The sequence below is a fragment of the Psychrobacter sp. P11F6 genome, assembly GCF_001435295.1.
Taxonomy (GTDB): Bacteria; Pseudomonadota; Gammaproteobacteria; order Pseudomonadales; family Moraxellaceae; genus Psychrobacter.
This window is the reverse complement of the sequence record NZ_CM003594.1, coordinates 1,824,645-1,836,040: the sequence shown is the minus strand read 5'-3', so window position 1 is coordinate 1,836,040 and position 11,396 is coordinate 1,824,645. Positions and strand designations below refer to the sequence as shown.

Here is an 11,396-nt window from a genome sequence, read left to right as displayed (position 1 = left end):
AAACCCCATAACCAAAGGGCTAAGGGGCTTTAAAGTAAACTAAAAACATATTTGTTGGTGCGCCTACAGGGACTCGAACCCCGATCGATCGCTTAGGAGGCAACTGCTCTATCCTGTTGAGCTATAGGCGCATTTTGGAATAACATTGTAGGAAAAATCGCTCATAAAAGCAATCAACAAAATATAAAGATTTTATCATTACTTACCATTACTCAAGGCGTCAGCGACATTCACAGTGTTGGCATTTGCTGCTTTTTGTGCACGTGATGTTGGATTAAACAAGTCATTTACACTATTTTTATAACCTTCGATATTATAATAATCGTACTTTTCTAATATATCTTGTCCCGTACTCGAAAGTAAAAAATTACGGAAGTTAGTAGCAGCAGTATTCTCTGTCAAGATAACCCCTTCAAGCGCTTGCTTGTCTCTCAATGCATAGCTGAAAGAATTTAGGGTACGTGCCTCTGCATTGTCAGTCTCAATGGCAACAGTCTCAGCAGTATTTACTTTTTTATCATCAGTATTGCTGATATTTTCTTTGTCTTGGTTTATTTTATCTTGAGCCGTTTTTAGCTCTGCTTGTAACGGTGTGAGACGGTCTGCAGATAGACTGTCGTTAGCGATGATCATGTCTATATCAGCGCCTAATTCTGAGCGTTTATCATGGCTAGGATTGGCGTTTGATAATGTTAAGAGGTCGCTGGCAGGTACATAACTTGGCACAACCTGCACATGAGGATAACGAGATTCGAAATTAACGATGATATCGTCCAAGGGTGCTTGTAAATCCTCTTCAGCCTTTATATATAGCGTACTGTCGGTGAGGGTATTTACCTCGTCTTGAGTGGTGGCTGACGGCTCATTTGCATTTGCCATGATCGGTAGGGGGTCTATATTTTTACGGTTACTGCTCCATAACCACGTAAAGATTGCAATAAAGATTATCAGCAGCAGTAAAATTAGCCCAGCCAGTAGCAGCTTGTAGTCTCTCATATGTTACTGCTCTTCTCTTAATGGGTTTGTGTCAAGTTTACGTAAAATGCGGTGTGTGACGTATTATTTTTAAAGCTGTTGGTGTAACACTTCATCTGCTAAGTCCGCAAGCATATCTGCAAAAACATCGGTTTCTGAATCAGATAAAAGTTTTTTCTCGCTATTATTCTTATGACCAATTGTACTATTTTGATTGGATAGCACAGGTTGATCGTTTGAGGGGGAAGCAATATCATTGTCAATGGCTTTTATTTGGTGTGCAGCCAATGGCGATTCGCCCATCGTAAGCTTGTCTTTAAGCCATTCAAAACCATGGGCTTCCCACCATGCTTCAAAGCGTGGCAACGTGCTCCCACGCACCGCGACAGGCAGATTCAATGTTCGCAGTTTTTGTGCAAGTATAGGGTCGTTAATGGCTTGATGGATGCTCAAATAAAGCGAGCGACTATCATCAGTATAGGGCTGTCTGTTTTGCCACGATCTGTCGTCAATTTTCATACGTGGCAATTGCCACAATTCACCGCGATAGTATACAACATATAAACGTCGTTTAGGATGAACGAAAATGGCATCAATGGGACGCAAGGGCATAGTATTAAATTATTCCGTTAAAAAAGGGTTATGGATATAAAAATTACAGCAATTGATCTGACAGCAGCATTGACTTCTCTATTCATAAATATGAGACTTATCAATGCGACACTATCTGTCGTAAGATATTATAATAGTGGTACATATACTAGTAAACGATAGCTATCGATGGCACACTAATCAGCAGCCTATTTTATGATTGTTATAAATAATCACTGATGATGCAATGATAGTTAATCGTTGTTGTCATTTGCATCGTGTTTATGACAGCCATGCTAGCAGAAATACATTGTAGTAACGACCGCGAAACATAGATTGGTGAGTATCCTTCGTGGTATTCCTTAGCAGCCATCAATATGCATTAGAAAGTTAACGCAAATGCTATTCCATTTCAGGCATTCACGACCGTCTACATCACACTATCACTCATATTATAACTTCAATCAGACTATCCTCTATGTTTACCATTATTCAATCGCACCGCACCGAAAACCTTGTTGATCAACTGCTTGTGCAATATCAGTCTAAGGATCAGCCTGTTTTTGAGCCTTTTATTGTTATTGTGCCCTCAATGGTATTGGGCGATTGGTTGGACAAAACCATTGCCAGTCGTGCTGGTATTAGTACTTTGGTGCGTACTAAGTTTTGGGGTCAGTATCAGTGGACGCTCATGCAGGATGTGTTAACCCGCCATAACGCGTATTTGTTAGAGAATGACTCCGAAGCGGCAACCCTAAATGTGCCAGAAGTGGCGGTGTTATCGCCCACAGTGATGCAATGGCGCTTGTTTGGGTATTTGACCTACTATCAAGAGGCGATTGTTGCAGATGAAAAACATCCGGTTAATCCATTACTAGCATCTTTGATTGATGAGCCGCAGGCAGATACTCATCAAGACAATGTGCGACAGGACATTATAAAGGACAAGTCACAACAAGACGCCCGTATTTGGCAATTAGCAAGCGATTTGGCAAGAGTGTTTAACCGCTATTTGACTCACCGTGAGGATTGGTTGGCATTATGGTCGCAAAATAAGCCGTTGAACGTAAGTGAGTTGATAGAAGATAAAGACGCCTTATCCCTGCGCTTTGATAAATATGCGCGCGGCACGCCTGAGTGGTTGGTCGAGCATTATATTGAGTTAGAAATCGCCCAAAGATTCTTGTGGTCGCATTTGTTTGCTGATGTTCATCTACACCGTGTGGCACTGGAGCGTGCGTTCTGGTCGGCTTTAAAAGGTAACAAGGCGAATGAGCGCGATCAGTTGCCCAAAGTACTGCGTATATTTACCATCCAGCAACTGCCACAGACCGAGCTGGACTTTCTACAGCGCTTGTCGCAATACATGAATATCACGCTATTGCATTACAATCCATCAAAGCTGTTTTGGGCGGATATCGTCGATAAATCGTGGTTACAACGTCAGCAGATTATTAACCCTGAAAGTGTCTTTTTACGTGATTATGGTCACAGTTTACTGTCGCGTTTGGGTAAGCAATCGCGTGATGCGTTTGCCATGCTAGCTAATTTATCGGGTAATGAGCAATACGACGATGCACTGGTTGAATGGCAAGATAATTTTGATAGTGGTGCAGATGAGAGTATTTATGATGATTTCAGTGCTCAAGATGCACAACATAGCCCAAGTTTATTACGACGTTTGCAGAACGATGTGTTGATGCTTGATGAGCAATCGACCCAGCAAGCAACAGCTGCTACAGTCTCGCAAGCAGTGAGTCAGCAGATAGCGCCAAGCCTTGATGAGGATAAGCAAGCAACGGCTTGGTATGACGATGAGGCGTTGGAGAAGAAGCGCTTTGAGAAAGACCGTTTTTGGGCAATCTCTTCTCAAGATAATAGCCTAAGCATTCATTCGTGTCATAGTTTGCAGCGTCAACTTGAAGTGCTGCGTATCATGATTGGTCGTTGGCTGAATGAACCTATCAAGCCTGGTGAGAAGAAGCGCCATATCTCTGACATTGTTGTGCTGCTACCTGATGTTGAGCGTCATCATGCACTGATTAGCTCTATTTTCGTCAATGGTAAAGGTCAAGACGGTTTGACCTTGCCTGCTAAAGTCACTGGTGTTGTCGATGCCGATATTCGGCAATTATGGGAAGCGATTATTGGTTTTTACAAATTATTAGGCAGCCATAGCGCCCGTTTTGAGGCGGCTGAAGTCTTAGACTGGCTAATGTTGCCACCTTTGTTTGAAAGTTTTGGACTGACTCATGAGCAGATGAGCCGTGGCTGTGACTTGTTGGTAGAGGCAGGATTTATTCGTGGTTTTGATGAGCTGCACCTTAAGCAAACTTTGGATAGCAATGACTATGACTACCGCTTTAGCTTTGCGCAAGCGTTAGATAGATTGACCCTAGGTCTGGTCATGCCAGAGGCTGAGTTGAGCAACTGCTTGTATCCTTTAGATAAGGATGAATGGCCAAGCACTGCCTTACCAGAAATGACCTTGCCACTACCACAAGTCAGCCTAAATGATGCGTTGATTGTTGAAGCGCTTTGCCGCATTTATACCGGTTTGGTCGCACGACGCGATGACCATACACAAAAAATGAAAGCGGAAAATTGGCTCGATCAGATTGAGAGGCAAGTGATTCATCGTTACTTTGGTGATGTAGATCAAACGCGTACCATGCGTGCCATTTACAATGCGATGAATGGCTTTAAATCAAGTCTGCGAGCTAATCGTCACTATAGACAGTACTCTAATGGTGATAGCGACAACAGAGAAGTAGAGCAAAAGCTGGCAGGTGTGGAGCAGTTGCCACTAAAGTTGAGCTTTATGTTAGACAGTATCGAAAACGAGCTTGAAAGTCAGCAAGTCAGTGCTGAGCCGACTGGGGTGATTACCTTTGGTAAGTTTGGCGCCTTAAGAAACGTGCCTTTTGAGTTGGTGGTCATGCTCAACATGGATCTCTCAGAGTTCCCTGGGCGTGACCGTGATAACCGCTATGATTTGATGAAAGCGACTAATTCACGTCGCGGCGACAGAGTCAGTGAAGATGATGATAATGGCGCATTTTTAGATGCCCTGCTGTGCGCACGTAGTGCTTGTTGGATGTTCTACAACGGTCAAAGCCTGACGGACACTCATGAGCACCTGCCAGCCAACCCAGTGAGCGAGCTATTACAGTTCTTACAAGGCGAGGTGCAATGGCAGGTGAACTCGCTTGAGACATTACCTAAGGATATTGATCCAACTACCGAGAGTCTCAAGCGCTATTTGCCTAAATTGATTAAGCAGTGGTTAGTGACTGAGCATCCTGCGTTGCCTTTCCATGAGAGTCTGTTTGAGACCGAAATTGAAGGCGCTGATATTTTTGAGCAAGCGTCTTCTGATATTGATGACAGTGCTAATGCCAACGTTAATATCAATGCTCAGGATGCAAGCCCTGTTGATATGATTGATGAACTGGATGCTTTATTAAATACAGCTATGCGTAAAACCAAACTGGCTCAGAAAAAACAGTTTCCACCTGCGCCGCTTTGGCAAGCTGTGTTTGATACATTGAAAGGGCGAGTGGCTAGCGAGCAGGTGCAACTGGTTGGCTTGCCCACAAAGACACAGTACGAAGCAATGGCTAAAATACTTGGTCAAGGCTTGGGTCAGCTCGGTCAAGTAAACACTCAAACCTTGTCTGCATTGGTTGAACTATTGGCATTAGAGGCTGTTGTTGATACTAGCAATATCAGTGATATGACTCAGGTGCTCTCCCAAGCTGTATCTGATAGCGTATTTAATATTGGGGAGATAGATGTTGAAGGGGCATTGGCTTACCAAGTGCGCCATCCTGCCAAAGCGTTCTTACGGTCTCAAAAGGTACATGTGGTGCAAGGTGAAGAAACACTATCGCAGCAAGAGCCGCTGTTTTTAGACAGTTTGACTACCTATCAAATTAAAGAGCATTTGATTAAACAGTTGGTCACTGATGAGACTAAGGCGAATGGCATTAATACAGCGACCCAAAGCACTACTCCGATTCTGATGTATCAAAAAATTATGCCAGCTGGTGTCGCTCGCCAAACCACGCTACCCAATCAACAACAAAAACTGCAACAGCAATGTTTGGAATTTAAAGAGCAGTTAATAGCTAATGATTTTGGCGAAAATATTGTACCCCATGAAGATGGGATAGAGGGTACGACAGGGGCTGATTTGCAGCTACTAACGCCAACCGCCGAGTACCCTGTTCAGATAGAGCTAAAAAATATACTGAATAACACTGATAACGGGTCAAACAGCCAGACAGATATTAAAGAGATAGAAGCACTGCTTAAGCTGTTGCCGAAAATCATTAAGATCAAAGGCTCAGTACCTATATTAGCACCCATATCAATTATTCAGGCGGGCATGCCTTATGCTCAGCAATCACCCAAGCAGTGGTTAAATATATTGCCCAATTCTGCCAGTCCTAGGCATTTACTCAAGTTTTGGTTATCACATTTGTATTGGCAAGTGGCCAGACGTACCACTGCCGAGCAAGCGGCATTAAATGATGGCGTGAGTATTTGGCGCTTTAATAAGCCTAGCTCGCAAGTCAAAAAATATGACAAAGTAATCGCATTTAAACTAAGCCCTATTGTCTATGAAGACGCTGTGATTGAGCTGATAAAATGGGCGATTTTTTCCAAGCTATCTGGGCAAGTGCCTATTACTTTATTGCCTGAATATGCACTCAATTATCTTGATAAGTACCTAAAAGCTGAAGAAAGTGAAGGCAGTAGTTATTGGCCAAAACGAGCAGACTTTTCAGATTGGTTACGGTCTGGCTATCATACAGACACAGTATATGATACTTGCTCGCAGCACGCCATTTGGCAGTACGTATTACGTGATCAAGATGCATTTAAAGCTTTGTTAGGGGCGTTGACCACCTTGGCGCGACCATTGTACGAGCCGATGTTTACTGCGTTAATTGACTTAGATGGCTAATTAGGGCGTGTCTTCAATTCACTCAATAGTCATCTAAATGGGCTAAAAATGGATAAATATTGCCAAACATCGTCAAATAGCTGGTTAATATCCCGATATTATCTACGCTATTTTTCTTATTTGACGGCAATTTATCTCATTTTTATCGCCATTTTTGAAATGAAGACACGCCCTAGTCATTTAGAATAATCGATTTCTGCTCTCTTGATTTAATAAATAATAATTAAAAGTATGCGCCCATATGACAGACTTGACTGATCTAACCAATATCATTGAACTTTCTACACAGCCACATTTATTCGATGAGCACTCAGATGCGCCTCACTCAGATCCTATGAGTGAGCGTAAGGCTGATGTGATACCAGCAGTTGATGTTGACCTAACGGGCAAGCACCTGATTGAAGCGTCTGCTGGTACTGGTAAAACTTGGACGCTGACAGGCATTGTATTGCGCCTGCTAATTGAAGCACGACGTGCGCCAGAGCAAATTATTGCCACGACCTTTACGCGAGCCGCTGCCGCTGAGATGCGTCAGCGTATTCATGATCGTTTGGTGGATTTTTATCAATTATTGCAGTGGGTCAACAGTTTAAGTGCTGATACCAGTAATAAGGAGGCTTTGTATCCTAATGTATTGCAGGTGATGCCTGAAAGCGATAAGGATAAACAAGAGGGCAAAAAACCAAGTACGGATTTAAATACTGAGATAGGCGCTGATGAGTTAAACCAAGACCTTGCTACTGATAAGCAAGCTGATGCCACAAAGCGTGCGCAAGCAAAAAAAGACCGTGAAGACTGGCTGGTAGCACAGGCAAAATATGTGCGTTTAGATGGCATCATGCAAGATCCCATTAACCTGCATCTCGTCGGTTATTTGCTAGATCATGTGTACAGCTATCCAATGACGGAAGCTATCAGGCGTACCGCACTGGTTTTAACGACGTTGGATAAACTGTTTGTGGGTACGCTCGATAGCTTGGCGCAAAAATGGCTGAAGGAGTACAGTAGCGAGACAGGTCATCAGCAAGGTATGGCTATTATCGAAGAGAGCAGTATCGAGCAGGTGACCGATAGTATTATTCATGATGAGCTGCGTCAGTTTCAAAGTCGCTTGTATCATGAGCAGCCTAAACTGTATGCGCTTATGGATCAGCAAGGTAAGCTGACTGCCGTGAGTGATCATAAAAAATATGTGACTCGCTCGCTTAATTTTATTTCAGCACCGATTGATGAGATTGTAGTAAATGACTTTTCGTTTGAGGGCTATGAGCGGCTTATAAATACTATCATTGGGCGCAGCGATGAGCTTGATATCTTTTTTAAACCTGACGGCGAGTACTATGACGTTCCAAAAGGACAGCTACAAAATAATAGAGACTCTTGGCCGAAAATCATTCAAGCATTAAAAGATTTTGGTCCAGCCGCTTACAAATTTATATCAGACGAAAAAATTTATACAGGAAAGTTAATACAAGCTTTTCAGAAAACTGATGACGTAGGTAAGCAATTCTATAAACCAAAAGATGGTGAAAGAGTTAATCTGATATTTAATGAGTTGCAGGTCGTTCGTGACTTTAAACGCTATATTGAAGAAAGCAAAAAGCTAGACGAATACATAGTGACTGTTTTAGCCAATCTTAATCGTCATATCGTGCTTGCGGTACGTGACAGGCTACCAATTATTTTGGAAGAGCGAGGTGAGACGTCCTTTAGCCTGCAAATGGTACGTTTAAACCAAGCATTAACGGGTCGTCAAGGAGAGAAGCTGGCACGTTATATCCGTCACCACTATCCTGTGGCGTTGATTGATGAATCACAAGATATCAATGGCGCGCAAGCCATCATGATTGAAAGCATTTATTTGCCAAAGAAAAAGGGCAAGGTTGCTGATAATGATAAACAGTCAGCTACTAAAAAAGCCAGCCATGAATTTTTATTATTGGTTGGTGACCCCAAGCAGGCTATTTATGGGTTTCGTGGTGGCGATGTGGCCAACTATAACTACATGAAAGCTCAATTTGATAAAAGCACGCTTTGGACGCTCGATATTAACCGACGTTCAAATGCTGGTGTGATTAATGCATTGAATTGCTGGTTCGGCATGGCTGATGTAACCACTGGTGAGAATAAATTAGCTCAATTAGGCGCAGGTATTTATTACCAGCATATCAAAGCGGCAAAACCAGAAAATCAGCTGTCTTGGTTTAATGAACCAGACGCTCACAGCACTACTTTAACTTTAGTGAATGAGGTGCTCTCTGCCCAGCCAGTGAGCGTATTACACTTACCTTATGATAAAGACAAAGAGCTTGAGTACGATGAGCATGAAATCACGGCGCGTCATATTGCGACTTTGCTTAGTAGTGGTCAGACGCTGAAAGGTAAACCGATCCAGCCTAGTGATATCGGCGTGCTGGCACGTACTAAAAAAGATCTAAAGCGGGTTGAGGATGAGTTGGTTAAGCTTAATGTACCGACCTTGACCACCAGTGATGTCAGTATCTTTGAAACCATCATGGCAGAAGATGTGGCGGCGCTGCTGAGTGCCATGCTATATCCGTATCGTCATGACATGATTAATCGGGTGTTGACCAGTCATTTATATGGCTTAAGTATTAAAAACATCAAAGCCATGATGACGGATCATGAGTCAGGAGTTACTGATAGCAGCAGTACCACAAGCGCCCATTCACACAACTCTAATTCGAAGGATACCTCAGTTAATGAGGCTACTGATAATAAAAAAAGTTATCAAGATTTTATTACTTATTTAAAAGAAGGCGCACAACGATGGCAGCATTTTGGTATTTTGTCAGCATTGCATTACTTGTTAGATAAAAATCCCATACAGCCGCAAGGCGTTTGGCAAGCGCTAGCGGCTCATCCAGAAGGCGATCGTCATATCATGGATTTGCGTCATGTAATGGATGTTTTGGCGCAATATGGCTTAGGTATGGGCGAGCATGAGCTACTGGCTTGGTTCAGGCAGCATATAGATGCAGCGCCCAACAGTGATTGGGCTAAGCAATATCCGCTCCCGACAGAGTCTGGCGTACAGCTGATGACCATTCATAAGTCAAAAGGGCTTGAGTTCCCTATTGTCTATGTATTGGGAATGGGTGATGCCAGTAGGAAGTCTGGCAATAAGGAAGACTATGGGCTGTATCTATATAACGCGCAACAAGCGCCTTCAGCGCTAGTGCGAAAGTCAACAGAAGTTCATCATTCGATAGATAGTGAATCAACGGGAAACCAGCGCCGCTTCTCATCCTTAAAAGGCTCAGCGACTACAGAGGACTATTACACCAATATCGAAACTCAAGAAGACTTTGATGAGCTGCGACGGCTTGGTTATGTGGCATTTACTCGTGCCAGTGAGCAGCTTTATGTCGTGCTGCGAGATCCTAACAATAAAACAGGATTTGAGTTAAAGCCGGTGTTTTATTGGTTTGAATCACCAGAAGCGAAATTTGAGTTGCCTGATAGACTCAAAGGTACCATAGGCATGCTCAGAGGGCATAAGGTCAATGAGTTCTACGACAAGAATTACGCAAGCAACGATACTAAATCAGCAGGCGTAAATGACAATGTTCAGCTCGCTCTTACCAAGTCAAGTGCTCATAAGCCTGCCACAGAGACTATTGAGTATGCGCCTTTTGCAGAGGTTATGAAAACCAATTATTTTTATGGTTGGGCTAAGACCAGCTTTACCGCTTTGGCACGTCAGCTCGATGAATCTACACAAACAATGGCGATAATGGATGAGCGTATTGATGATGCGATAGACATCGATATGACAGAGTCTTCAGTTTCAGATCTCCATTCACTTAATAGCAAAGAGTCTCTCGAACAAGACAGTGAACTAAGCCTCAAATCAGAGGATGATGTCCGCTTTACCTTTGTGAAAGGTGCTAATGCGGGTACGTTCTTGCATGAGATATTTGAAAAAATTGATTTCAACAATAAAGCGCAGTGGTCTCAGGTTATTGATAGAGCGATCAGCAGCTATCAACTGCCTCTAGTTTATAGTAGCGCTGAGCAGCAAGGCCGTCGATCACAAGCGAAGAAGCAAGAGCAAGGCGATGACGATTCATTTAATACTAGTTCACTTGATCTTGCTTCAATAGATGCTACCAAGCATGAGGCATTAATCAATTGGATTGAAGAGGTACTACATGCGCCGCTATTGGCCTCCAATCAATCTTTATTTTCCCTTAATGCAGGTCAGCGATTTTCTGAGTTAGAGTTCAATATGGGGTTGTCAGAGAACTTTAAAGCACAGGATATCAGTAAACTCTTCCAACAGTATCTTCCTAATGAGATGGACAAACACGTCACTCTTATTCCGCAAAATAAAGCACATTTGTATCGTTATTTGCGTGGCGAAATTGACTTAGTGTACGAACATGCAGGCAAGTATTACGTTGTCGATTATAAAAGCAACTTTCTAGGAAATAGCCTAAGCGATTATAATGAAGATACACTTAAGCAAGCAATGTCCAAGGCAGGATACTGGTTACAAGCAGCGATTTATCAAGTAGCGTTACATCGATTCCTTTCAATGAGAATACATGATTATGCAGGCAATGAAGATAAGTATTTAGGCGCTGTGGAGTATGTTTTTTTACGAGGTGTGTATGATCCCAATTCTCAAATAGCTGATGATCTATCACAAGATGTTAAAGAGGCTGATAATAGCCACTCAATGCACAACGACCGCTATGGATTAGTGACGTGGGATATTCCAATTGAGTTCATTAAGGCTCTAGATGCGTTGTTTGGCATGCCCAACTAGTAGGCTATAAGTAATGATTAAATGCTAAAAAACATGATATCGATTAACTATTTCAACATAGAG

General features: G+C 42.7%; 4 protein-coding genes and 1 tRNA gene. 2 read left to right on the top strand and 3 right to left on the bottom strand.

The window, feature by feature from the left end:
• Positions 1-55: 55 nt before the first annotated feature.
• From AK822_RS07480 to AK822_RS07470, 3 genes are all read right to left on the bottom strand, one after another.
• Positions 56-131: transfer RNA gene (locus AK822_RS07480), tRNA-Arg, on the bottom strand.
• A 67-nt stretch (positions 132-198) separates the two neighbouring features.
• Positions 199-996: a hypothetical protein gene (locus tag AK822_RS07475; protein ID WP_060491153.1), complete on the bottom strand. Its 798-nt coding sequence runs from the start codon at positions 994-996 to the stop codon at positions 199-201.
• A 69-nt stretch (positions 997-1,065) separates the two neighbouring features.
• On the bottom strand, positions 1,066-1,587 hold the full coding sequence (locus tag AK822_RS07470; RefSeq protein ID WP_060491152.1) for a hypothetical protein: 522 nt from the start codon (positions 1,585-1,587) through the stop codon (positions 1,066-1,068).
• Positions 1,588-2,044: 457 nt separating this feature from the next.
• On the opposite strand from AK822_RS07470, the gene AK822_RS07465 reads away from it, so the two are divergent.
• Together AK822_RS07465 and AK822_RS07460 are read left to right on the top strand one after the other, a co-directional pair.
• Positions 2,045-6,538 carry an exodeoxyribonuclease V subunit gamma gene (locus AK822_RS07465; protein ID WP_060491151.1) on the top strand — a complete coding sequence of 1,498 codons (4,494 nt, stop codon included), beginning with the start codon at positions 2,045-2,047 and terminating at the stop codon, positions 6,536-6,538.
• Between the two features lie 241 nt (positions 6,539-6,779).
• Entirely contained in the window at positions 6,780-11,333 is a 4,554-nt protein-coding gene (locus AK822_RS07460; RefSeq protein WP_060491150.1) for a UvrD-helicase domain-containing protein, read from the top strand.
• Positions 11,334-11,396: the final 63 nt, after the last annotated feature.

What these genes read in the sequence shown, in the direction of transcription:
- AK822_RS07475 (WP_060491153.1), bottom strand. Translation starts at nt 996, where the DNA reads ATGAGAGACTACAAGCTGCTACTGGCTGGGCTAATTTTACTGCTGCTG.
- AK822_RS07470 (WP_060491152.1), bottom strand. Translation starts at nt 1,587, where the DNA reads ATGCCCTTGCGTCCCATTGATGCCATTTTCGTTCATCCTAAACGACGT.
- AK822_RS07465 (WP_060491151.1), top strand. Translation starts at nt 2,045, where the DNA reads ATGTTTACCATTATTCAATCGCACCGCACCGAAAACCTTGTTGATCAA.
- AK822_RS07460 (WP_060491150.1), top strand. Translation starts at nt 6,780, where the DNA reads ATGACAGACTTGACTGATCTAACCAATATCATTGAACTTTCTACACAG.